Raw genomic sequence first — 24,143 nt, 5'->3', positions numbered from 1 at the left:
AACCTCGCTCACGCTGCGATCGCGATGCCAGCGGTCATTGGCCAGCTTGGTAAAAGGCGAAGTGACAGGTCGTTTGGGACCGCGACCACGGATTGCACGGAAAAGCCCGCGTTGCATATAGCTTGAGGCGTATTTCTGTCTAAGTGGCAGTTCGCCGCGTATTTCTTCATAAACGGGGTGAGGGCGTGCTGGGTCTTGCTTCTTATACCATTGCCCACATGGTGTTCTAGGAATACCAGAGCGCCATTTGGTTTAAGGATTCTCCGAATTTCGGCAAGCGTTCGGTCCAAGTCGGGAACTGAACACAGCACGAGCGTCGAGACGACCGTGTCGATTGATTGCGAATCTGCAGGCATGCTTTCCGCTCGTCCGTCGACAATCGAGAATAAGTTCGAGTTTCGGGCGGTGCCAACACGGGCGGACAAGATCCTTCGCATAGCAGAGTACGGCTCAACTAGAGTTACGTGTTCGGCGATATTATAGTATCGCAGGTTTGTCCCAGTGCCCGGTCCAATTTCGACGACGTTGCCCGTGACGTGCCGAAAGAGTTCCGAGCGGACGCTTTCGAGCTTGCGTTCAGAGCGTTCGTTCATAGAGTCGTAAATCCGTGCGAATCGCCGAGAGTTCCTATCCTCAAAAATCGGATCGAGAGAATCGTCCGTTGACACTACATCTACTCCCACCGTCCAGTGAATGTGTTCTTGGGCCGCTTAGTCTCGAAGGGGCTGGCCAAGGCTGGAACGTGTTGCCTACTACGAATTCTAGGTCAGTCTCCTGCCTACCGGATGCGTTTGGACAATGTCGGGAACCGCGAACCCCGACTAGTTGCTAGCAGCATTTCTCTGGTGGAGCGTTTTCGCCGGTAGGTGTGGATATTTGTTGTCTGCACGTGTCCCCGTGCCAAGTTTCACTTCCTTCTCGCACGCCAAAAAAGAACTACAGACCAGGAAATTGGATGAGCGCCTCTCAAGCTGAATGCAGTGTTTAAAACACACCAAGTGAGCACGGAGTTCAGTGGTAAATAGGTCCGTCGCTCGTCGACAAAGTCACTTTCAACGCTGGACTACGGGCAAATGTGCGAGCAAACGGCGCCTTGGTCATGGCGCACGAAGCCGTTAGTTTGACGGGTAGTGCTTAGAAAAGCCGATTTCGTAAAACTGCACCGGCGATTCCTGTCAATCTGGAGCGCCAGGCGACAGCCGCGCCTTGGGACGACGAGGCGTGATTCGCGGCGAGATCTGGACTGTCGCCGGTGGCGTGTACGCGCCCAAGTCGAGGCCCGCCGTCATCGTGCAGGATGACCTCTTCGATTCGACCCAGTCGGTGGATGTTGCGCCGATGACTAGCCAGCTGGTCGATGCACCTTTGTTGCGTATTCGTATCCCGGGTGAGCGCGATGCGATCTCGGGCCTCGAACGGGACAGCGATGTGATGGTCGACAAGCTCACTGCGGTACAGCGATCGAACATTCAGACGCGCGTCGGGCGTCTGACATCCGAACTGCTCGTAGAAGTCGAACGGTCGTTGATGGCGTTTTTGGGACTCGCGCGTTGACGTAAAACGTAGCAAGGAACGGCGCGTATCGACGTGCCGTAGCTGCTACTCCGGGCGCAGGAAGGCAGAATCCTCGTTCCACCGGTGAGGCCTGCACTCGCGAGGATCGCCAAGCGGGGCCAAGCGCGCGCGGCGGCGGGTGGGCACGCCCTCCACGTGGACACCTCGGGCTCAGAAGTCGCGAGACGTAGTGACCTTGATGTATCGGTGGAGGATCAGAAAGCCCTCGGGCGGAGTAGCGCGGTCGGTCACGACTATTGCGGACGCCGGCCTTGGGTCTGAAAAATCTTCGGCGGGCACGCAGACGAGGCACGTCGCGGCGATCGTCGCCGTGAACGAGGGCGAAAAATCGGTATCGATCCACAGGTACCGGTCCTGCTGGAGCACCCCGGGAGGGGGCGGCCCCGATTCAACGGCCCAACCGGGCATGACGACGGAGAGGCTGCTCCTCCTAGAGATGAGCAGAACGCCACGGTCGACGCTCGAGTAGTCGAAGTCGTCCGCGCTCGACCACATCGACGCCGGGAGGAATTCGGGCTCGGGGTGCCAGCGGGCGCTGATCTCGACGCTGACCCCAACGCGCGGTGCCTGGTTGGGAGCCTCGTCTTCCCACAGCACCCAGACTTCGTCCATGGCGCCAGTATTGCAATGGGAGTTCAGCGTGCCAAGCTCGCGGAACTCACCGCGTCGGTTAGCCGAAGTTCGAGACGAGGTGCTCGCCCAGCTCGCCCGTGGATCCGTCGCCCCAGCGCGGCACGTCGATCCACACCCGGATCGGCCCGCCGAGGGTGGGGATGTCGACGTGCTCCAGAACTCGCTGCGGCATAGAGAGGTCGCTCATGTTTAGCTTCGAGCACGAGACCGGAGGAGTGAAGCCCGCCGAGCATGCGACTTGGTCGCCGTCCTCAAGCGGAGTGAGGACTCGGGTCCCTTCGGCCGCCGGATTCCAGAAGTCCGGATTGCTTGGCTGGAGAACGTTGTCGACCACCATCGGCATGCCCTTCGGCGGAGTCACGGGGCCCGGTTCGGCCGAAGCCGCGCCGGCGCCGAAGGCCAGCAATGGAATTGACACGATCGCGGAACCGACAAGTCGAGTGGCGATCGGGTGGCGCGAATGCATGCACATCTCCTTCGTAGCGGCGGTCTGGCAAGTACGTGGAGAATATACGAGCCCACCGGCGAAATTCTTCGAGTCGCCAGAATCTTGCTAGTTGGGCTCCATGGTGGGGTTGCCGAACTCGTCGTAATAGCGAGGGGAAGTCTCTCCGGTTTCCTTGTCGACCCAGATCGGGTTGCCGTACGTGTCGTAGTAGCCGCAGGTTGCAGCGGGTCCCACGCAACCGTCAGCTCGAGGCGGAGCTAGCCCCGGATCACCTGTCTCTGGTGCGCAATTGACGATGTCCGTCACGATCGATCCATCCGACATGACTGCGGCATTGGTTTCCCAGCATTGGACGAATCTCGGCGGCCCGTAGGGATCGAAGTCCTCTGGGCTCATGAATGGCGGAGGAGTTGGTGCATCAGCGGCGGCGGGCGCAGCGGGCTCTGGGGCATCTGCTTCGGGCAGACCCGTGGAGGTCGTGTCGGATTCCGATGCTTTCGAAGAGGAAGTTGGCGCACTGCTTTCGGTCGTTGTGGACTTCGCAGCGCTGCTGGTAATCGACGAAATTGGGTCTTCCGGCTGATCGGATTCGGCGGCTCCGCAACCCGCCAAACCGAGCGCCAAGACCGCGCTGGCCGCAGCAATAGTGATGAACCTCATTCCCCCGCCTCTCACTAAGAATGCCTTTAAGCATACGGTCGCGTGGCCATCGGCGGAATGAATTCGAACCTGCTGCAAGATCCGGTCGTACTGGGCGCCTGGTGACGACCGTGACCAGGGCGGCAGGGGGTTAGGCGGTGGTGAGGGCTGTACGGGTGTTGGAGGGGCGAGATGGTGAGGGAGGAGCTATCGCGCGTTCAGGGTGTCTTGATGATTTCGGGATCGGGAATGGGGCGCCGGCCGGATTGCGGTTGCGGAGTTGGGGTGCGCCCGCCGTTGTCCGGGGGCGTGGCGGCGTATCGGCGCAGGTATGGACGCCGGAGGGAGGTATGGCGGCCGGTGATGGCGGGCTCGAAATTGTTGAGGAGGTCGGAGCGCGCGAAGGGCCGTGGAATGGCGGGCGTCCGACGTCATAAATGGGGTGAAACGTTCGGGACCTGCGGGAATGAGGGAGACGTGAGGTGGCCGAGGGGTATTGGAGTCGGCGGAGACATGCGGGTTGCGGGGCGAGTAGACATTGGCGTGATCGCGTTGTTACCGTTTCGTGACGCTCCGGTTGGTGTTCACGATCTAGCGAGTTCGCCCGAACCCACCGCCGCAAGACAAACCGCGTCCCGGGCAATCCCTGGGCGTGCCCGCTAGACCAGAAGAAGGAGACCTCATCATGGGAGCTCATTCCGCAACTGCAACCGCATCTGCCGCCGTCCGTTTCCGCCGCATGGCCGTGTCCGGCCTCCTCGTCGGCGGCGCGATGCTCACCGGCGCAGGCGCCGCTTCGGCGCAGCCCGCAGAGGTCACCGATTTCGTCAACGGCCTCACCGAGCAGATCGAGCAGAATGCCGGCCAGCTCGAAGAGGCCACCGGCGCCTCGAACGGCACCGGTCAGGCCGCGCTCTCCGCCGCCGAGACCAAGATCGGCGCTCCCTACGTGTGGGGCGCCACCGGCCCCGATGCCTTCGACTGCTCCGGCCTGACGTCCTGGGCCTACAAGCAGGCCGGCGTCGACATCCCGCGCACCTCCGAGCAGCAGGCCGCTGCCGGCACCCCGGTCGATATCGCTGACCTGCAGCCCGGTGACCTCGTGACCTTCTACGAGGGCGCGAGCCACGTCGGCATCTACGCCGGCGATGGTCAGGTCCTCAACGCGCCGAGCGCGGGCCAGCCCGTGAGCTACGCCCCGATCGACTCGATGCCGATCTACAACGCGGTGCGCTTCTAGGCATTCGCGCTGGCTCGACACCATTCGCTCGGCCACCGGGCGAACACACACGGATCGCCGCAGCTTCTCGTTGACGAGAAGCTGCGGCGATCGTGTCATTTAACCGGCGTGACGCTGAGGTCGAGGCCGTGGGGCGGGCCGGCGCGGCGGTCCGGCGCCGGGAACGCCTCCGACGAGTCGCGGCCGAGCAGCGCGGTCGCGCCCGCGCGGCCATCGGCCGCCAGGGACACCGTCGTCGTCGCTACGGAACCATTCGTCGTACTGAAGAGTCCCCATGTGTGGTGATGGCCGTGCACGTGCCACTTCGGCTGCGTCGCGGCGAGGATCTCGGTAATGGCCTCGCGCTCGGTCTTGCCGAAGGCGAGTTTGCCCAGCGGGTGACCGCCGCGCTCGGCGAGCCGTTCGAAGACTCCGGACGAGGTGTCGTGCGTGATGAGGATGTCGATGGGCCCCATGTCGAGGGCGCGGTCTATCTGTTGCTTCGTCATCCGTTCCTCGGGCCACCAATGAATGCCGGGCGTGCGCCGCGCGCGGTCGACGGATTCGGCGCCGCCGCAAAACCCGACCCGCTGTTCAGCGATGGTGACGGCGACGCCGCGGGGAACGTAGGTGACGTGATCGCTCAGGGGAACCGGCTGTGCGGCGTCCGGGTCGAGGGTGTCGAAATGTTCGTGGTTGCCGTCGCAGAAGTAGAGGTGGATCTCGTCCGGATCGAGGCCGGCCTCGGCGGCCAGGGACTCAAGTGTGCGGTCGACCTTATTGCGCGCGTAGCGGCTTTCGTACAGCCAATAGTCGCCGACCTGTATGAGGGCGGGGACGCCCGCGGAGAAGGCGTGGGCGGCGCCATGGGCGAGAGAGGCGACGGCCCCGTGTACATCTCCGATGACGGCGATCGGGAGCACGGTTTCTGCAGTTGGAAGGGCATTTTCGGCCATAGTCCATTGTCTCAGATGCAGGAGGTGGCCGCAGGGGTGTCTGTGGCGCCCGGCGTCATATGTGAAACAAGGGGTATTTGCCCTGCAAGTGACGCCCGATGGTTGCCGTGGGAGAATTCGACTCATGAATTGCGCTTGAATTACTTGCGCCTCACTGTAAACTGCGGTGTAATAACGCTGTTATCGTTCTGTGACGCTCCGGTTGGTGCTTCCGATCTCGCAGGTTCGCCTGTACCCACCGAGGGAGTAGCGCGCCCGGGAAGAGCTCGGGTGCGGGGCAGGACCACACGAAGGAGATCGACATATGGGAGCCCACTCCGCACCCACCACTTCTCGCTTTCGCCACATCGCAGTTTCGGGCCTGATCGTTGGCGGCGCCTCGATCGCCGGCGCGGGGGTCGCTTCGGCGCAGCCCGCGATTAATTCGGATTCTCTCGACGACCTCGGGGATCTTGGCGCGCAGGGCATCGACACCGCGAGCCTCGAGGGCCAGGACATCGATACCGGCAGCCTCGATGCGTTCACCACCCCGGAGACGGGTGAGGGTTACAGCAATGTCGACGGCAGCGAGTTCGGCGACATCGTCGGCTCGATTGCCGATCAGCTTTCGCAGTCGGCCGATGCAGGTGCGAATAATGACGTCGGAGTTGCCGCGCTCGAGGCGGCGAAGACGAAGATCGGCGCGCCTTACGTGTGGGGCGGCAACGGGCCCGACTCGTTCGACTGCTCGGGGCTGACGTCGTGGGCGTACAAGCAGGCGGGCGTGTCGATTCCGCGCACGGCCGCACAACAGGCTGCTGCCGGCACTCCGGTCGATCTCGACGATCTGCAGCTCGGCGACCTGGTGACATTCTATGAGGGTGCAACCCACGTCGGAATTTATGCGGGCGACGGCCAAGTGCTCAACGCCCCGACCTATGGCGTGCCCGTGAGCTACGCGCCGATCGACTCGATGCCGGTCTACAACGCGGTACGGTTCCGCTAGGGCTGTTCTTTTCACGGTGGGTGAAGCGGGAACCTTCTCTCGACTTCACGTACGACAATCCCCGGCGGATGCGCCGGGGATTTTTCTTTAGTGGAAGTGTTGGTTGCTCGCATCGCAGGTGGGCGGTCGGGCGTAATCGGTGTGGTACCTCTGCGCGGCGACGCAAACGCCGTTCGTTCGTAAAATCGATGAACTCACGTTGTGTTAGGGCGCTCGAAATGGGCTTTGGCGGCGATTTTATCGGGAAACTCCTGGTGGACCGTCGGAGAATTTATTGCGTGGCTGTCGACGCTGTGCCCGGAAATTAACGTTCGTGTATTTACTTTGCCGAAAGGCGTGTGATCTCCGAACTATTTAATCTGCCTCCATTTTGAATGTGCGTCAATTCACCCCTTCTGGTTCTACGTTCGTTGCCTTCGGCAATGTTGAGGTTGGAGTCGACGCGCCACAACCGCTGGCATAGCGGAAATCTGACAAAATGCGACCAAATACTCGCTGGAAGGCGGACATCTTGGCCGTGAACATGTCCCGCAGGTTGTCAGCGAATGAATGAGCGTTTCGCACGGAATCAAAGCTCTTGACGACTGCTCAAAAGAAACTAGCCTCGGCAGCGGAATTCTTCCCCTACCCGATGGGAGTTTCACATGGTCCTCGACGCACCCACAGTCGAATTCCTCGGCCGACGACTTTATGTTCCAAAAGAATACGGTGGTTATTCCATCGAGGTTTATGACATCGATGCCGGGGATGTTGTTCCCGCCGACGTAAACAAGCTGATTTACGACACCTATTTCAAGCGCCTCGGCATCGATCTCAATACCGGCCGGTTCTTCAATCCGACCGGGCACGTTTTCGCGCTGTACTTCGAAGGCGAGGTCGTCGCCACAGCGCAGGCAGCCGACCCGCTCTCGCCACATTCGGATTTCTCCTCGAATGGGCGCGCCGTTCCCGATCAAGCCGAACACCGTGGAAATCACCCGCGTTGCCTCGCGCCGAACGCCGGCGGGACATGCGACGGGCTTCGAGCTCCTCGTGATCACGGCCGGGAACTACCTCAAGGAGCTCGGCGTCAAAACGGCGATCGGCTACTCGAAGCCCCACATGGTCGACGTCGCGAAGAAGTTTCTCCAGTCTCCGGTGGCCGGCCCGATCCCCGCAAACGATGGCGGCAACTACTACGTCTACGAGATCCAGTTCGCCCGTAACCTGGCGATGGCCAACCTCCTCATTCCGTCGCTGTCGATGTATCGAGCCGCGAAGAGCGCCCTACCGGTTGGATAATTAAACCGCAGGTCAGCGGATTTCCACTTGTGATGCTCGCGACAAAAGCGCTGGTTGAGGCTCGATGAAGTGGGATGTGCCATTGTTTCGGCGTTACAGTGCGAAACGATGAACTCCTCGACTTTTCCTCCGGTCCACCGCGAAATCGCCGCAGCGGTGCGGATGTGTGAACCCACGGTGAGCTGGGTAGACACCGCCGATGGCGCGCGGCTACGCGTGATGTCCTTCGGCCCCGATGATGCGCCGACGATCGTGCTGGCGCACGGCTGGGCGTGCCGCGCCGAATACTGGTTGCCGCAGATCCAGGGGTTGGCCGGCGAGTTTCGCGTAGTCTGCTACGACCAGCGCGGGCACGGGTTCAGCTCGACGGGAGACCGCGATATCGACGGCGATGTGGTCGGCGACGACCTCGCGGCGGTGATGGATGCGGCGGTGGCGTCGCCGGCAATCGTGATCGGGCACTCCATGGGAGGAATTTCGATCCTGAGCTGGTGGAAACGCCACCCCGAGCAGGCGAAGCAAAAGAGTGTCGGCGCGGTGCTGGCGAACACCACGCTCGGCAGCATCGCCACCGAGACGAGGCTCCTGCCGTTCAACAACGGCTCGGAGTTGGCGATCAGGATCGGCCGGATCCTGCTAGGTGCGACGTTGCCGATGCCGCGAGGGAGGCTGACGCGCGATGCCGTGCGCAAGCTGGTCATGAACCCGCGGCGCACCACTGACGAACAGGCGAACTTCGTGTGCGAGATCGCCCGCACCTGCAACGCGGGCGTACGCGCGCGCACCGCACTCGCGCTGGCCGACCTCGACCTCGGCGATGAGGCCGCCGAGGCGGTGGGCGTGCCGGCCGTCGTGACGACCGGCACGTTCGACCAGGTACTGCCGGACTCCATGGGCAAACGGATCGCCGAGATCATCGATCGGACCGGCCACCTGGAGGCGCTGGTCGAACTGGAGACCGGGCACACCGGGAACATCGAGGCGCCCGAGAAGTTCAACGACATCGCGCGCAAGCTCGCCGAACGGTACCTTCTCACCCCGACGGAAGCGGACGCCGAGCCCGCTGCGAAAGCCGGCTAGAGAACCGTCTCGGCGCCCATGACCACGGTGCGGGTGGGCGGCAGGCCGAGAACCTGCGTCCTGTTGGCCGAGGCCTTCTCGAGTATCCGGAACAGCACCTTCTGCCACCGCGGCATCGACCTGTCCGTCCCGGGTTCGATGCGGAACACGGACAGGTAATAGACCGCGTCGCCTGGATCGAAGTCGAGCTCGGGGATCGGCGTGGGCTCTCCGGATGCCGCGTCCGACGTCATGGGTGGGGTGGTTGCGGTTTCTGTGTGCCGGGCATCGCAACGGCGGCCCGGCCCCGAACACCTGCCGTACGCGACGGCAGCGCGTAGGGCGTGCGGCACGTCCTGGGAATCGTGGAATCCGACTCGGTAGGTGACGTGGACGATGCCGTCGGTGTCGTTGCCGAGGCAGTCGACGACAACGCGTTCGGCATCGGCGACGTACGGGACGCCGACATTGACCACCGTGACTATGACGACGTGCTCGTGAAGCACGCGGCCGCGCTCGACGCCGGAGCGCAGAGCGAGCGGGACGGTGGTCGGATCGCCGTGTGGATACACGGCCACGCCGGGGACGCGGATGGCCTCGCGCGCAGCGCCGGAGACGAAATCGGCGAGCGGACCCTCCATTTCGCGGCGGCGACCGAACAGGATCTTCGAGCCGCGCTTCCACGTGAGCATGATCGTCGTGAGCAGCGCACCGATGGCGAGCGGCAGCCAGCCGCCGTCGGGAATCTTGATGAGATTCGCCGCGAGGAGGGTGAGCTCGAGGCCGCCGACGATGATCGCCATGGCGACCACGCGCCACAGGGGCCAGCGGCGGATATGGCGCGCGTACAGGAGGAAGAGCGCGAGCACGAGGATGATCGTCGCAGTGACGGCGAGGCCGTAGGCGGCGGCGAGGGCCTCGGACTCGCGGAAGACGAGGACCAGGGTGAGCACGCCGACGAAGAGGATCGCGTTGATGGGGCCGATATAGATCTGGCCGCCGTGGGTGGCCGAGGTCTGCGTGACCTTGAGTCGGGGGAGCAGAGAGAGGCGGGTGGCCTGCCGGGCGACCGAGAAGGCGCCGGAGATGACCGCCTGTGAGGCGATGACCGTGGCGAGTGCGGCGAGGATGATGAGCGGGATGCGCAGCCCCTCGGGCACGAGCGAGAAGAATGGGCTGACGACGGCGGACGGGTCCGCGAGGATGAGCGCGCCCTGGCCGTAGTAGTTGAGCAGCAGTGCCGGCATGACCAGGCACATCCAGGCGAGCATGATCGGGCGGCGGCCGAAATGGCCCATATCCGCGTAGAGCGCCTCGGCGCCGGTGATGGTGAGGACGACCGCTCCCATGGCGATGAAAGCGACGAGCGGACGGTCGATCATGAACGCGAGGGCGTAGTGCGGGGACAGCGCGCGAAGGATGGACGGGTTGTCGACGAGGTGCGGCAGTCCCATCGCCGCGAGGGTGAGAAACCAGACGACCATGACGGCGCCGAAAAAGCGTCCTATGCGGCCGGTGCCCCAGCGCTGGACGGCGAACAACGCGGTGAGGACGATGATCGCGCCGGGAAGGATGACCTCGTTAGGGACGGCATTGGTGACCTGGATGCCCTCGAATGCGGAGAGCACGGAGATGGCCGGCGTGATGAGAGAGTCGCCGAAGAACAGCGATGCGCCGATGGCGCCGAGCACGAGGGCGACAAAGATCTTGCGTGGTCCGGTGTCGGGGGCGAGCTTGCGCATGATGAGCGCGGTGAGCGCGAGGACGCCGCCTTCGCCCTGGTTGTCGGCCCGCATGATGAGACCGATGTAGGTTACGGCGACGATGATGATGAGGCACCACGTGACCATCGAGATGACACCGAGGACGTCGGCCTCGGTCGGGGCGACGGCGTTGTGGTGGGTGCTGAACACGGTCTGCAGGGAGTAGAGCGGGCTCGTGCCGATATCGCCGAACACGACGCCGAGTGCGCCTGTGACGAGGACGAGGAGAGGATCGCCGCGGTGTGGGCGGGAAGTGGAAGATGCTTCTGCTGGGGAGTTCGAGGAAGGCCGCGTAGCGGCTTTCGTGTCGGGGTCTCCGCCCTCCGCGTCTCCGCGAGAGTCGGTGCTATTGGCGGGTTCGGAGCGATCCGACCAGCTGTTGTTATCGGGCATGGAGATAATGCTTACTCCGCGCTGAGAACGGTGTGTGGTTCGCTAGGGGGTGGCGGGGGTAAGCGATGTTCTCGGGGACCGGGGCACGCTGCACCGATAAGAGTCTTTTGGTGGACGCCGGTAACCCCGTGGGACTCATGCGAGCGCGTCGAGGACGCGATGTACGTCGCGCGAGTCGTTGTGGAGGTAGAACGCGAATCTCGTGCGACCGTTGCGCGTGCTCGTGCGGATTCCTGCGTCTGAAAGCTTGGTGGCCTTGTCGCCGAGATCGAAGGAAACGATTGCACTTCCGCGCGGTTCGTAGCCAAGTTCGGTACGGAGCTCGTCGGCGAGCCCGGTGCAGTGGGCGCGGACCTGGGCGCGGTCTAGCCCGGCGAGCCACGGGAGAGCAACCGCCGCGCCCGCGTTGGGGATCCATGCCGGCGACGAGTCGAAGCGGCGCGCGTTTTCTGCGAGCTCCATCGGGAGCCCGTACAACGCGTCTCCCCGGTTCTTACCGGCGAACCAGCTGGCTCCGAGCGGTGTCAGCTCGCGGGCAAGGGAGTTCGAAAGCGACATCCATGCGCAGCCGCGTGGGCTGAGCAGCCACTTGTAACCGCTCGCCACGACGGCGTCCGCCCACCCCAAGAAGCCGTCGAGCCAGCCGAGGGACTGAGTGGCGTCCAGCAACACCTTCGTCTCAGTGTTCCGCGTGTTTTCTCGCAGTGCGTCCAGGTCCAGGATTCGCCCATCGGCGGATTGGACGACCGAAGAGACGACGACGTCCGCACTCTTGGCGGCCGAAGGAATCTCCTCCAAAGGCATCTCGTCCACGATGACGCCTCTTGGAACGTGTGCGGCGAACGGATAACTGACCGAGGTGAAGTCGCCTTCGGTCGCAATGACTCTCGTTCCCTTTGGTAGAGCTGCAGCGATGGTCCCCAGAAGCTGCGACGTCGATGTCCCGAGGGTGACGGAACCGGCGTCAACTCCGGCCAGATCGGCGAACGCGCTCCGTGCGATCTCGATGGGTTCGTCGAGGTCGGAGGGATAGAGGGCGCCGGAGAGCCATGCTTCGGATGTATTCCGAACAGCCTCGGCGACATGCCGAGGCGGAAGGCCGACCGCGGCCGTGTCGAGGTAGGTAGTGTCCAGATCGAATTCGGCGCCGAACCCTTGTCGCATGCGTATCTCCTATGTCAAGCGGCTTGCGAGGCGCAAGTCGTTGGGGTGGGGTTCAGTGGGATCGGGGTGTTGGTGAGGGTTTCGGCGTGGACTCGGGTGAGGGTGCGCCAGATGCGGCGAGCGATCTGGTTCTTAAGGCAGCGCAGGGCTTCCATGACGGTCTTGCCCTTTGCTCGGAGGCGTTCGTAGTACTCTTTGCCGGGTCCTTCGAGGCGGGTCTGGGTGATCGCTATGCGGTGGATCGCGCAGTTCAGCTGCCGGTTCCCGCCCCTGTTCAACCGGACTCTGCCTTCTGTCTTGCCCGACCAGACCGGGATCGGTGCGCAGCCGGCGAACATCGCGAACTTCGACTCCGTGGCGAATCGCTCGATCCCGGCGGTCTCGGCGATGATCTTCGCGGCCGACAGCTCCGCGCATCCGGGGATCTCCAGCAGTACCGGCTCCTGCTTTCGCACCATAGCCCGCAGGCGCGCATCGAGCTCGCCGATTAAGGAGCAGAGCCGTTCGAGGTCGGTCAGATTCATGCCCGCGATCTCCGCGACGATCCCCGCACCGGCCTCGATCACCTCCCGCACCCGCTCCTGGGCAGGACGATGGGTTAGTGCGCGTGGAGCGGGGTCGACCTCGGGATCGAGCTCGTGCAGGTGCCACCGTAGACGGTTGATCACCCGCGTCCGCTCTGCGACCAGATCCTCCCGACGGTCCAGCACGAGCTTGATCTCCCGCGCCTGCTCATCGGTGAACGCGGCTGGCAGATCCTCCTCCCTGGCCATCGCCCGCGCGACGGCGAGAGCGTCGATCGGGTCGGACTTCCCACGCGTGCGTGCTGTGGCGCGTTGTCGGGCCATCAGCTTCGCCGGCACCCTGACCACCGGCTCGCCGTGGGCGAGGAGATCACGCTCGAGGAGGCTGGTGAGGTGACGGCAGTCCTCCAGCCCCCACCGGCGGTCCTGTTCGATGAAACTCTTCCGGGCCCACCGGTAGGCCTTCTCATGACCGCTATGGGTCGCGCGGACAGTGATCTGCCCGATCTGCTTGCCCGCCGCGTCGACGGCGACGAAGGTGTGTGAATTCTTGTGGACGTCAGCGCCGATCAGGACCACCATGGTCTCTGCCTCCCTTGTATTCGAGTGGGGGTCGAACGGTCGGGCCGGTCGGCGGACAAAGCTCAGTGGGGCAGCTGCACGCTCCTATCAAGTCACGCCGGCCGGTCCATCCCACCCGGCGACGGCAATACGCATGCAAGCCAGCCCGAAGTCGAGCGGCAGCGAGTGTAAGAGCCAGTCACCGGATGGAAAGGATCCAACCACCGCGACATCCGCGGCACCACCAAGTCTCACACTGACCCGAGTGTAGAAGCGTTACCGGCAGCAAGTTCGGGGCCCGAGTCAGGAGCCCCACGGGTTGGTGCTTGCTCCGCAGTTGGACGGTGCGGGCTGACCGGCGAATCGGCCGCCAGCCCAGTCGAGCACGGCGGGAATTCCCGCGACGGCATTGGTGAGGTGGTCGGCGCGCGCGGCCTCGGAGAACTCGGTCGGCGTTCCCGCCGCGCAAGCCTGCCCGGCGACGCGGCGCACCGGCTCGTACGGCATGAGTCCGTCATTGGGGCTCTGCCAAAAGTGCAGCGGAACCTGTGGATCGGGCGCATTGACGGGGCTCTCGCGGGCCATGACCTCGCGAACCGCCGGATCGTCCAGCAGGACATCCTTCGGTAGATCGCTGACCTGTTTGAGGTTGCCGATCTGCCCGCCCGCGCCGAGCAACGACTGCGTGCACGCGCCCTCGATGCTTCGGGCGAACGCGCGCCCGCCGTCGTTGAGCTTGCCGTCCAACTCGATCTCCGGATACTCCCGCGACAGGCCGACTGCGGCAATGGTCGCGACGGCCGCCCCGGGATGCGGCCCTGGGCCGCGCATGCCGAACTCGATCATCGCCCTGTAGTCGGCCGGCAATCCGCCCATCGCCGCACCGACGAGGTTGACGTCGGGGGCGTAATGCGGCTGCTCGGACGCCGCGAAATACGCCGGACCGCTACCGCCGGAGTATCCGACTACCGCCGCCGGGCTGTGCCCCGTGCGGTACTTTGCGTCCGTGGCCGCGCGGATCGCGTCGAGTGTGATCCTCCCGCCCTGGAGGTTCGCGCCGTAGGCGGCATCCGGTCCCTCGTGATCGGGCAGGAGCACGGCCCATCCGCGCGCTAGGGCGAGGTTGGTGATCGACATCGATGCGCCTACAAGCTGCGCCTCGGGGTTGGCGTTGCGGAAAGCCGCGCTGGGCTGACAATCGGCGGCAAGGGAGTTGATGAAGTGGTCGTAGGTGAAGATCGGTGCGTCGGGGCCCATTCCCGGCGGACGGATGAGCGTCGCTGCTCCGGTCGTGGGTTCGCCGTGGCTATCGGTCGAACGGAACACCAGTTGATCGACTTCCGAGCCCGGGAAGTGTGGGAGGGCTTCCTTGCGTGCGTTGAGCACGTCGCCGGGCTCCCCGGTGGGAGCGGGGCGGAAGAACGCGTCGCTGTAACCCGTAGCGCCTGCGACGCCGGGCGCCGCGAGCGGGATGAGAGCTACGGACAGGGCGAGGGCGCAGAGGTGGCGAGCGCGCATGGGCAAATCTCCAAAAGGGACCGAGGCAAAGTCACGAATCACCATACATGTAACTGGTGTTAAATGTGGGACGTATGTGAACTCGCGACGGAGGGCCTCGTTGTGGGGAGTGGTGTGGGATTTTAGTCGTCGCTGCGGAGGCGGCCGGCGAGAAATGTCTCCAGCGCCTGCGTGCGCGCGCCGGCGACCTGAGACATTTGCTCTCCGCCGTCACACGTGAATAGACCGAACACCAGCTGATCAGGCCGCTCGGTGAGGACACGCCAATGCCCGCCCGAGGCTTCCCAGCGGTCGAGCGTGTCAACGAGGTCCACGGTTGTGCTCATTCCCAAAGTTTAGGCTTTTACCTGGGGCGCCGGGGTGGAAACGTACATTGCGAGCGGGAAAGCAGGCGTACCGTGGCGCCGAGCTAGCTGCTCAAAGTGTGCGGGATCGGGACGAGTGGGCTCGATTGCTGCTAACTTCGAACCTTGCGAGAGGGAAGGGGGCCACGGTGGCAGAAGAGCAACGTGTGGCCGACCGCTATGCGGGGTCCCTTCCCGTGGAACTGCTTCCCGACACCTCGCAGCTCGGCCGGCGCGAGCGCACTCGCCGGGAGCTGCTCCACGCAGGACTCTTTCTCATCGCCGAGGAGTGCACGGACGTATCCGTCCTCGAGATCACGCGGACGGCTGGCGTCGGTCAAGGCACGTTCTACAACCATTTCGCGGACAAGGGCACGTTCTTTCGGGACGCGCTCGAATACGGAGTGGACATCGTTGCCGACATGATCGACCGGGTCGTCTCGCCCGGCGGCGGCCACGCGCAGCAATGCTGCCAGGCATTTCGGGTAATCGGCCGGCTCCACCGCCAGGTGCCGACGCTGTCACTCGCCCTCATCAGGCGGGGCAGCGAGTTCTATACCGATTCGAGTAGTCTCGCCGTTCGCGTGCGCGAGGACATCGTCAAGGGCGTGGAGGCGGGGGAGTTTCACGTGCGCGATGTCGAAGGCGCCACCGGGACGATGTTGGGCGCGATCCTCATGCTTGGACAGCGGATCCACAACCATCCCGAGGAATCCGACGGCGCCGTGGCCGATGCTGTGTCCGGGGATTTATTGCAGCTTCTGGGCGTTCCCGGTGACCGGATCGAGGAACTTCTCGCCCTCCCGGTTCCGCTGCTCGAACTCTGATCGCTTCTGCTTGCTCAAGATCCAGGGGCTCACGCCCCGACTAAATTGACGATTTCGTCAGAAGGTGTTGACTTCTGACGAAATCGTCAATTAGCTTCGGGTGGTGCTGCGTCCGTGCAGCACACGCCGCCAGACGTGGCGGCCACGACAGGAGATCCGGAGCGAGTACGTGTCCTCATTTCTCTATAGCCTCGGCCGAGCGTGTTACCGGCTCGGATGGCGAGTGATCGCGCTGTGGTTCGTGCTGATCGCAGTATGCGCCGCGGGCGCGCTGGCCCTCGGCGCCGGTACGAATGACACGATCGAGATTCCCGGCGTCGAATCTCAGGAGGCGCTCGAGGACCTCAGCCGCATCTACCCTGAAGCAGCAGGCACCTCGGCCCAGGTGGTCGTCGAGCTGCCGGATGGCGTGACGACCGACGATGACGCCGCGCGGGCGGGTATCGACGAGGCTGTCCGCCAGTTGTCCGGTGTCGAACAGATCGCCTCGGTGGCGTCCCCGTACGACGATCTCGTCTCCGGCACGATCTCGGAAGATCGGTCCACGGCGATCATCACCGCGCAGTATGCGGTTCCGATGTTCGACGTCACCGAATCGTCCCTGGCGGGGCTCGAGCACACCGCGATGGCCGCCGAGGACGGGCTCCCGCAGGGTTCGCACATCCACCTGGGCGGGGAAGCGTTCTCGAATAACGTTCCCGAGCCGAGCGCGACAGAAGCGATCGGCATCGTCCTCGCACTCATCTTTCTCTACGCCCTGTTCCGTTCACTGAAGACCGCCGTCATCCCGCTGTTCACTGCGCTGATCGGCGTCGCGGCGACCGAGCTGCTCATCCAGGCGTCGACCGGATCGCTCGACGTGATGGCGACGGCGCCGATGCTCGCGTTGATGATCGGTCTGGCGGTCGGAATCGACTACGCGTTGTTCATCGTCTCCCGCTACCGCGACGAGCTGCGCGAGGGCGTGGACCCGGCGAAGGCCGCCGCCATCGCGACCGCGACCGCCGGTTCGGCCGTCGTCTTCGCCGGTGTCACGGTCATCATCGCGCTCATCGGCCTGTTCGTCGCGGGCATCCCCTTCCTCACGATCATGGGTGTCGCCGCAGCGCTGGGCGTTGCCATGGCGATCGCCGTCGCGGTCACCGCGATCCCGGCCATCCTCCGCTACCTCGGAAGGTCGCCCCTGGGACGTTCGGCGGCTCGAAAGCGGGACCAGGCCGAGAAGAAGCCGCGCCGGGCCCGCGCGACGCTTGGGGAGCGCTGGGTCGGGGTGGCCACACGGCACCCCGTCGTCACGCTCGTCGCGGGTTTCGCGGTGATCGCCGTCATGGCGCTTCCTGCTGCGGGGCTGCAGTTGTCGCTGCCCGATAACGGTTCCGAGCCCGCGGGCAACACCGCCCGGGACACCTACGACCTCGTGGCCGAGGAATTCGGCGAAGGATTCAACGGTCCGCTCATCGTCACGGTCGACCTGCTTGACAGCGTCGATCCGGTCGCGGACATGGACCGCCTCGGAGAGGATCTCGGCCGCATCGACGGCGTCCGAGAAATCGCCATGGCAACGCCCGAACCGTCCGGCTCGGTGGGGATCGTCCAGGTTATTCCCGACTCGGCGCCGGACTCAGCGGAGACCACCGACCTCGTTCATGAGCTGCGCGATGAGCGCGAGCGCATCGAGGCCGACTATCCGGTCTCAGACTTGCGGGTCACCGGGATCACCGCCGTGCAGGCCGACGTCTCCGAGCGGCTCAGCGCGTCGATCCTGCCGTTCGGCATCTTCGTCGTCGGTCTTTCCATCGTCTTGTTGATCATGGTGTTCCGCTCGATCATCGTGCCCATCAAGGCCGCGCTCGGGTATGTCCTGTCTCTCGCGGCGGGCCTCGGAATCACCTCGCTCGTCTTCGTCCACGGGGTCGGCGCGGACGCTCTCGGCGTCGCCCGCACGGGCAGCGTCGTCAGCTTCATGCCGATCATCCTCATGGCCGTGCTCTTCGGTCTCGCCATGGACTACGAGGTATTCCTCGTCTCGCGCATCGCCGAGGCACGGCACCGCCTGGGCGACGCGCGCGAGGCGATCCGGACCGGATTCGCCAGCTCCGCGCCGGTCGTCGCCGTTGCGGCGCTCATCATGGTCGGCGTCTTCATCGCGTTCGTCCCCGAGGACGACGCGACGATCAAACCCATCGCCCTCGCCCTCACCGTGGGTGTCGCCGTCGATGCGTTCATCGTGCGCATGACGATGGTCCCCGCTGTGCTCCAACTCCTCGGCGAACGCGCCTGGGGCCTCCCGCCCGCGCTCGAGCGCGGATTGCCGTCCTTCGACGTCGAGGGGATCGGCCTGCAGCACCAGTTGTCCCTCGAAGATTGGGGCGCGGACGCGGTTGTCGCAGTGCGGGATCTTTCGCTGGATGACGGCGGGGGCGCGCAGGTCGCCGGCCTCCACGAATTCCACGCCGAAGCCAGCGAGCTGGCAGTAATTTCAGGAGGCACGCCGGACGTTCGACGCGGGGTGATCATGGCACTCGCGGGGCGCCTCACCTCGTTCGGCGGTGACGTGAAATCCGCCGGATACGTCCTCCCCAACCAGGCGTGGCAGGCCCGTCGCCGACTGCCGCTCATCGCGAGCGAGAACGCCGCCGAGCTCCGCGCCGTGCTCGAGGTGCGCCCACCGCTGCTCTTCATCGACGACCTCCCGGCCGTCCTGGCCGCCGCCGACGTGCCCGATTCGGACATCGTCGCCGCCCTCGCAGACGGGGTCTGCGTCGTCACCACGGCGGAAGACGAGGACGCACTGAGCGCGCTGGCCGTGCCCCCGCCGGCGGCCACCGGCCACATCACCCAGCACGGCCTCCCGCAACGCGAAGGATCGCTAGTCCGATGAGCACGAACAACAAGCGAACGACCGGTCGCCCGAGCACCGAGCGCCCGGGTCTGCGCACGTGGATTGGTGTCGCCCTGCTTCTCCTGCCGACGGTGCTGCTCGCGGCGCTGCTCGTCGCGACCGGTAACCCAGGGGCGCAGGCGGCCAAGGTTTCCGCGGCGGTGGTCAACGAGGACGAGCCTGTGACGATCGACGGTCAACTCATGCCGCTCGGTCGGCAGTTGACCGCCGAACTCCTCCACCCGAAGGACGAAGACGCGAACATCGACTGGGTGCTCACCAACGCCGACGACGCGGCCGAAGGGCTGGCTGGCGGCGACTACAGCACGGTCGTCACGATCGGTAAGGAATTCTCCGCAGACGCCACATCCGTCGCCGCTACGGATCCGGCCACCGTGCGGAAAGCCACCATCGACGTCACTACCGCGCCTGACTCGCCGGTGGCGGACTCAGCCGTCACGGAAACTCTCCTGGACGCCGCCCGCGCCTCGCTCTCGGGCACGGTCACCGAAAGCTTCCTCGACAACATCTTCCTCAGCTTCAACGACATGCACGATCAGCTGGGCCAGGCCGCCGACGGGTCCGCGGCGCTCGCCGACGGCACGAACCAACTTCGCGACGGCACGCGCCAGGCGAAAACGGGAACCGGGCAACTCGCCGAAGGCCTGCCGCAGCTCGCCGGGGGCGCCGGCGAACTCGCCGGAGGTGCACGCGAGCTCGACTCGGGCGCCGGGGACCTCGGCTCGGGACTCACCACGCTTTATGACGGCGCCGGAAGCCTGTCGCAGGGACTGGGGGAGCTCTCGCGGCAGACGGCGGAGCTGCCCGCGCAGACCAGGGCGCTCGCCGATGGGTCCTCGCAGGTAGCCGAAGGGACGCAACAGCTCGCGGACCTCGCGGCCCCGCTATCCGCGACAGCCGGAGGGCACCTTGACGCGATCGGCGACTTCTCGCCGGCGGCGGCCGAGCTCAAGGAACTGGCCGATTCGTGCACAGGCGCCGCGGTATGCGGACAACTGCAGGACCTTGCCGAGCGAATTAGCGGAGAAGCTGCGAGCGCGGACGAACAGAAGCGTATGGCCGGCGAGTCGATCTCCACCCTGGCGGGGGATATCAATCGGCTCAACGACGGGGCGCATCAGGTGGCCGATGGCAACGCTCGGCTCGCCGATGCCTCCACCCAGCTTGTCGGCGGCATCGGCGCAGCGCGCGATGGCTCGAACGAACTGACCGCAGGGCTCGGCACGGCGAAAGACGGGGCCACACAACTGTCCGCGGGGGCGGGTCAGCTGTCCGGCGGGGCAACGGAATTGAGCGACCGCTCGCGCGAGGCCGCCGACGGTGCGCGGCAACTCGACGATGGAATGGTCGCGCTCACCGACGGTTCTTCTGGCGCCGCCGATGGGGCGCGAGAACTCGCCGACGGCCTCGGGGAGGCGCGCGGACAGGTCCCCACGTTCTCCGATGAGGGCAGAAAGGCGCTGGCCACGACTGCGGCCGACCCCATCCTCATGGCCGGCGGCGGGAAGGGCTATACACTCCCGCTTGCCGTTTTACTCGCCGCGCTGATTCTGTGGTGCGCCGCCACCGCGACCTCCGCGTACCTACGGCCGATCCCGGACGACGCGATGATGTCGGGAGAGACGACGGGTCGATTGTTGCTGCGCAATCTGCCGGTGCGCGCCGTCAACGCCGTAATCCATTCGGTGGTGGTGACAATCGCGCTTGTCATGGCGACGGGAGCCGGACTCGCCTCCGCGCCGTCGGTGTTCGGCTGCGCGCTCCTGACAATGGCCGTCTTCACAACCATCGCCCATGTGTTGCGAGCGTTGTGGCCGAGAGCAGGAGTCATCGTGATGCTCGGCGGGGCCGTCATAGCCGGAGTCGCCGGGGCGACCTCCTCCGGCCCGGGTTTCGTCCACTCGCTTGGTGATTTGTTGCCGCTGCGTCCCGCCGCCGACGCGCTTCGATTGGCGGTGGATGGCAGCGCCGGCGGCGCCGCACACGCCGCAGTACCGCTGCTGGTCTGGCTCGTCGCCGCGATGCTCGCGCTGTGGGTCGTCACCGAGCGCTCCCGATCGACGAGCGCCGAGAAATTCCTTCGCGCTCCGGTGTGAGACCTGCGCATCGGCAACAATGGCGGTAGCGCTGCAACGAATACGATGCTCGCGAGCCGGTACTCGTGGTGCTCGGCCACGTAACGCGCGACCTCGGCGCCGCCTCCGGTATCGAAAAACGTTGCTACGGAAGGGGTTGTCGATCCTGTGTGACGGCTGAGCCGGAATCCGCGCGAGCCGAGGCCGCCTGTACCTCAGATATTGATCTTGACGTCGGCGCCCTTACGCAGCTCGTCGGCCTTCTTCTGCATGGCCTCGGCCAGCTTCTGGTTGATGACCTGGTCCTGGAGCTGCGGGCGAACCTGCTCCATCGGCGGCAACTGCTGTGCCTGGCCGCCTTGGCCGCTCATCTGCTGCTGTTGCTGGACCTGCTGGTAGGACTGCTGCAGCTCCTCTTCCGAGGCGGTGAACTCGCCGTTCTCGGATTCGAGGAGTTTCTTGATCAGCGTCTGGGACTTGACCTCGTCGAGCACGCGCTTCTCGTCGAGCCCCTGTTCCTTGTTCGCCGCCATGAAGTCGTCGCGGCTCATCTGGTTGGTCTCGGCCAGTTTGGTGAGCTCCTGCTCGGCCTCGTCATCGGAGACCGAGATGCCCTGCTTCTCGGCGTCCTGTGCGAGGAGTTCGTTATCGACGAGCCCGTCGACGGTCGCCGACTTGAGCTGGTCCTGGTCGACCTCCTGTCCCGACATCTGCGACTGCATCGCCATCTGCTGGAACTGGCTCTCGTAGACGACCTTGAAATCGTCCTTCGAGATCTCCTCGCCGTTGACCTCGGCGACAACATCTGGGACGCCTTCGAGGTCCGGCTTCGGTTCGCCGGATTCGGCGGCCGGGTCGGAGCCTCCGGCGTCGCCTTGTTCGCTACTCGCCGCAGCCTGCTCCTCGGGCGGAGGGGTTCCCTCGCCGTCGTCGCCGGACGCGCCGCAGCCGGAAATAACGAAAGCCGTTCCGGCTACCGCGGCGATGAGCCGCTTCTTGCTACCAAGCACACAATCTCCTCATCGTGGGTGACTGGGGCGCCACCCTACACACGTGAGTTAAATGCGCAATGTGAAATCGAGCCTGCCGAGGGTCAGCGGCAGATCGCGCCCTCGGATGCCGGCTGCACGAGTTTCGAATACTTCGCGAGCACGCCGCGCGTGTATCGCGGGGGCAGCGGCTCCCAGCCTTCGCCTCGCGCAGCGATCTCGGCGTCATCCACCAGCAGATCGAGCGTGCCGTTTCCGACGTCGAGACGAATCCGGTCACCATCGCGGACGAACGCGATCGGCCCGCCGTCGACGGCCTCGGGCGCGATGTGACCGACGCACAGGCCGGTCGTTCCACCGGAGAACCGCCCATCGGTCATGAGAAGCACGTCCTTCCCCAGTCCGGCGCCCTTGATCGCGCCGGTGATCGCGAGCATCTCCCGCATCCCCGGGCCACCCTTCGGCCCCTCGTAGCGAATCACCACGACGTCACCAGCGGTAATGGTCCCGTCCGCGAGCGCATCCATCGCGTGGCGTTCGCGCTCGAAGACCCGCGCGGTCCCCTCGAACACGTCCGAATCGAAGCCCGCGGACTTCACCACGGCGCCCTTCGGCGCGAGCGAGCCGTGCAAGATCGTGATCCCGCCGGTCGGGTGGATCGGGTTCTCCATCGCGCGCAACACGAGCCCGTCGGGATCCGGCGGCGTGATGTCGGCGAGGTTCTCGGCGACCGTCTTGCCGGTCACCGTCAGGCAATCGCCGTGCAGCAGTCCCGCATCGAGCAGCGCCTTCATCACCACCGGCACCCCGCCGATGCGGTCGACGTCGTTCATCACGTGCGCGCCGAATGGCTTGACGTCGGCGAGGTGCGGCACCTTTGCGCCGACCCGGGCGAAGTCGTCGAGCGTCAGCTCCACCTCCGCCTCGTTCGCGATCGCCAACAGGTGCAGCACCGCGTTGGTGGACCCACCGAAAGCCATGACGACGGAGATCGCGTTCTCGAAGGCCTCCTTGGTCAAGATGTCCCTTGCCGTGTTCCCGAGGCGCAGCATCTCCACGACTGCCTCGCCGCTCTTCGCGGCGAATCCGTCGCGGCGGCGATCGGGGGCCGGCGGCGACGCGCTTCCCGGCAGCGACATGCCGAGCGCCTCGGCCGCGCTGGCCATCGTGTTCGCGGTGTACATGCCGCCGCACGCGCCCTCGCCGGGGCAGATCGAGCGCTCGATGGTGTCGACGTCCTCACGGCTCATCAGTCCGCGCGCGCACGCGCCGACCGCCTCGAACGCGTCGATGATCGTCACCTGACGCTCCGAGCCGTCCGAGAGCTTCGCAAATCCCGGCATCGTCGAGCCGGCGTAGAGGAACACCGAGGCGAGGTCGAGCCGCGCGGCGGCCATGAGCATTCCCGGCAAGGACTTATCGCAGCCTGCGAGCAGCACCGAACCGTCGAGTCGTTCGGCGCTCATCACGGTCTCGACGCTGTCGGCGATCACCTCGCGCGAGACCAGCGAGAAGTGCATCCCCTCGTGGCCCATGGAAATACCGTCGGACACCGAGATCGTGCCGAATTCCAGCGGATACCCGCCGCCTGCGTGCACACCCTCCTTCACCGAATCGGCGAGCCGGTCGAGTGAGAGGTTGCACGGCGTGATCTCGTTCCATGAGGACGCCACACCGATCTGTGGCTTGACCCAATCCTCATCGCCCATTCCCACCGCGCGCAACATCCCGCGCGCCGCGGTCTTCTCGATGCCGTCGGTGACGTCGCGGCTTCGCGGCTTGATGTCGACATTCTCGCCGCCGGACGGAGTCATCGAATCGGAATCAGTATTCTGCGTCGCACACATACCGACATCGTAAGTATCTCGACGTGCGCCCCGCGCCGTGTCGGCACGAGCACCCCCAAAGGCGCCACACCCCATGTATGACGGCGGACCCGGCGTGGCCACCGTGGCGCTATGTCCGCCTCTCGTGCAGCAAAATTCTGCGTGCCGACTATGAAGTAGTGGAGCGAGTAAGAGAGCGGAATGCAGTCGTGGAGCTTTCAAAACAGCGAAGCGCCCCGCTGTGAATGATGAGTTGGCTGTGGTCCGACCGAGTGCAAGTGGACAAGGTGCTCAATGTGACTGCAGTTGCACGCGATATAAGAGTCGAAAGTGCTGTCCGCCAACATGGTTCGATAGCATCGCTAACTTCAATCTGATCTTTGTGTATGAGCACAACCCGTGAACTGCATGTAAATGCACCGGACAATCTCAGTTCAAAATAAGGATGATTTTTTGTTACTT

At 64.9% G+C, this 24,143-nt stretch carries 20 protein-coding genes; 8 read left to right on the top strand and 12 right to left on the bottom strand.

Going from position 1 to position 24,143, the window contains the following annotated elements:
* Positions 1-8: 8 nt before the first annotated feature.
* On the bottom strand, positions 9-593 hold the full coding sequence (locus tag BJL86_RS17875; RefSeq protein WP_082908595.1) for a class I SAM-dependent methyltransferase: 585 nt from the start codon (positions 591-593) through the stop codon (positions 9-11).
* A gap of 628 nt (positions 594-1,221) precedes the next feature.
* Here BJL86_RS17875 and BJL86_RS16180 point away from each other — a divergent pair.
* Positions 1,222-1,554, top strand: coding sequence for a type II toxin-antitoxin system PemK/MazF family toxin (locus BJL86_RS16180; protein WP_067476012.1), 333 nt, complete (start codon positions 1,222-1,224; stop codon positions 1,552-1,554).
* A 171-nt stretch (positions 1,555-1,725) separates the two neighbouring features.
* Here the strand turns inward: BJL86_RS16180 and BJL86_RS16175 are convergent, their stop codons facing one another.
* The 3 genes from BJL86_RS16175 to BJL86_RS17330 form a co-directional block, all read right to left on the bottom strand.
* Positions 1,726-2,187, bottom strand: coding sequence for a hypothetical protein (locus BJL86_RS16175; RefSeq protein ID WP_067476015.1), 462 nt, complete (start codon positions 2,185-2,187; stop codon positions 1,726-1,728).
* Positions 2,188-2,245: 58 nt separating this feature from the next.
* Positions 2,246-2,674, bottom strand: coding sequence for a hypothetical protein (locus BJL86_RS16170; RefSeq protein ID WP_067476018.1), 429 nt, complete (start codon positions 2,672-2,674; stop codon positions 2,246-2,248).
* 87 nt (positions 2,675-2,761) lie between these two features.
* Positions 2,762-3,316, bottom strand: coding sequence for a hypothetical protein (locus BJL86_RS17330; protein ID WP_156515364.1), 555 nt, complete (start codon positions 3,314-3,316; stop codon positions 2,762-2,764).
* A 664-nt stretch (positions 3,317-3,980) separates the two neighbouring features.
* Here BJL86_RS17330 and BJL86_RS16165 point away from each other — a divergent pair.
* The gene (locus BJL86_RS16165; RefSeq protein ID WP_067476021.1) at positions 3,981-4,535 is read left to right on the top strand and encodes a C40 family peptidase; all 555 of its coding nucleotides are present in this window, start codon (positions 3,981-3,983) and stop codon (positions 4,533-4,535) included.
* A 95-nt stretch (positions 4,536-4,630) separates the two neighbouring features.
* On the opposite strand, the gene BJL86_RS16160 is transcribed toward BJL86_RS16165, so the two are convergent.
* On the bottom strand, positions 4,631-5,470 hold the full coding sequence (locus BJL86_RS16160) for a metallophosphoesterase family protein (protein WP_067478193.1): 840 nt from the start codon (positions 5,468-5,470) through the stop codon (positions 4,631-4,633).
* A 304-nt stretch (positions 5,471-5,774) separates the two neighbouring features.
* Between BJL86_RS16160 and BJL86_RS16155 the strand changes: the two genes are divergently transcribed.
* From BJL86_RS16155 to BJL86_RS16145, 3 genes are all read left to right on the top strand, one after another.
* Positions 5,775-6,455: an NlpC/P60 family protein gene (locus tag BJL86_RS16155; RefSeq protein ID WP_067478190.1), complete on the top strand. Its 681-nt coding sequence runs from the start codon at positions 5,775-5,777 to the stop codon at positions 6,453-6,455.
* A gap of 933 nt (positions 6,456-7,388) precedes the next feature.
* Entirely contained in the window at positions 7,389-7,736 is a 348-nt protein-coding gene (locus BJL86_RS16150) for a hypothetical protein (protein WP_067478187.1), read from the top strand.
* 108 nt (positions 7,737-7,844) lie between these two features.
* Positions 7,845-8,816 carry an alpha/beta fold hydrolase gene (locus tag BJL86_RS16145; protein ID WP_067478184.1) on the top strand — a complete coding sequence of 324 codons (972 nt, stop codon included), beginning with the start codon at positions 7,845-7,847 and terminating at the stop codon, positions 8,814-8,816.
* Here BJL86_RS16145 and BJL86_RS16140 read toward each other — a convergent pair.
* The 5 genes from BJL86_RS16140 to BJL86_RS16120 all read right to left on the bottom strand — a co-directional run bounded on the left by BJL86_RS16140 (position 8,813) and on the right by BJL86_RS16120 (position 15,044).
* A complete protein-coding gene (locus BJL86_RS16140; RefSeq protein ID WP_082908731.1) occupies positions 8,813-10,951 on the bottom strand; it encodes a potassium transporter Kup in 2,139 nt (712 codons plus the stop codon). The genes BJL86_RS16145 and BJL86_RS16140 overlap by 4 nt on opposite strands.
* Before the next feature lie 135 nt (positions 10,952-11,086).
* A complete protein-coding gene (locus tag BJL86_RS16135) occupies positions 11,087-12,115 on the bottom strand; it encodes an aminotransferase class V-fold PLP-dependent enzyme (protein ID WP_067478181.1) in 1,029 nt (342 codons plus the stop codon).
* Positions 12,116-12,129: 14 nt separating this feature from the next.
* Complete coding sequence (locus BJL86_RS16130; RefSeq protein WP_067478616.1) at positions 12,130-13,221, bottom strand: IS110 family RNA-guided transposase; 1,092 nt, start codon at positions 13,219-13,221, stop codon at positions 12,130-12,132.
* Between the two features lie 282 nt (positions 13,222-13,503).
* Complete coding sequence (locus BJL86_RS16125; protein WP_067475563.1) at positions 13,504-14,718, bottom strand: lipase family protein; 1,215 nt, start codon at positions 14,716-14,718, stop codon at positions 13,504-13,506.
* A gap of 122 nt (positions 14,719-14,840) precedes the next feature.
* The gene (locus tag BJL86_RS16120) at positions 14,841-15,044 is read right to left on the bottom strand and encodes a hypothetical protein (protein WP_067475560.1); all 204 of its coding nucleotides are present in this window, start codon (positions 15,042-15,044) and stop codon (positions 14,841-14,843) included.
* 167 nt (positions 15,045-15,211) lie between these two features.
* Between BJL86_RS16120 and BJL86_RS16115 the strand changes: the two genes are divergently transcribed.
* The 3 genes from BJL86_RS16115 to BJL86_RS16105 all read left to right on the top strand — a co-directional run bounded on the left by BJL86_RS16115 (position 15,212) and on the right by BJL86_RS16105 (position 20,887).
* Positions 15,212-15,889: a TetR/AcrR family transcriptional regulator gene (locus tag BJL86_RS16115; RefSeq protein WP_197487605.1), complete on the top strand. Its 678-nt coding sequence runs from the start codon at positions 15,212-15,214 to the stop codon at positions 15,887-15,889.
* 169 nt (positions 15,890-16,058) lie between these two features.
* A complete protein-coding gene (locus tag BJL86_RS16110; protein ID WP_075845104.1) occupies positions 16,059-18,770 on the top strand; it encodes an MMPL family transporter in 2,712 nt (903 codons plus the stop codon).
* Positions 18,767-20,887, top strand: coding sequence for a YhgE/Pip domain-containing protein (locus BJL86_RS16105; RefSeq protein WP_067475554.1), 2,121 nt, complete (start codon positions 18,767-18,769; stop codon positions 20,885-20,887). The genes BJL86_RS16110 and BJL86_RS16105 overlap by 4 nt, the downstream gene beginning before the upstream one ends.
* Before the next feature lie 194 nt (positions 20,888-21,081).
* Here BJL86_RS16105 and BJL86_RS16100 read toward each other — a convergent pair whose 3' ends face one another.
* Together BJL86_RS16100 and ilvD are read right to left on the bottom strand one after the other, a co-directional pair.
* Positions 21,082-21,876, bottom strand: a complete 795-nt coding sequence (locus tag BJL86_RS16100) for a SurA N-terminal domain-containing protein (protein ID WP_067475551.1) — start codon at positions 21,874-21,876, stop codon at positions 21,082-21,084.
* Positions 21,877-21,959: 83 nt separating this feature from the next.
* A complete protein-coding gene (ilvD, locus tag BJL86_RS16095; RefSeq protein ID WP_067475549.1) occupies positions 21,960-23,702 on the bottom strand; it encodes a dihydroxy-acid dehydratase in 1,743 nt (580 codons plus the stop codon).
* Between the last annotated feature and the right edge of the window lie 441 nt (positions 23,703-24,143).

It is taken from the genome of Dietzia timorensis (assembly GCF_001659785.1).
Classification (GTDB): Bacteria; Actinomycetota; Actinomycetes; order Mycobacteriales; family Mycobacteriaceae; genus Dietzia; species Dietzia timorensis.
The sequence above is the reverse complement of the archived record's forward strand: the minus strand, read 5'-3'. Positions and strand labels throughout refer to the sequence as shown.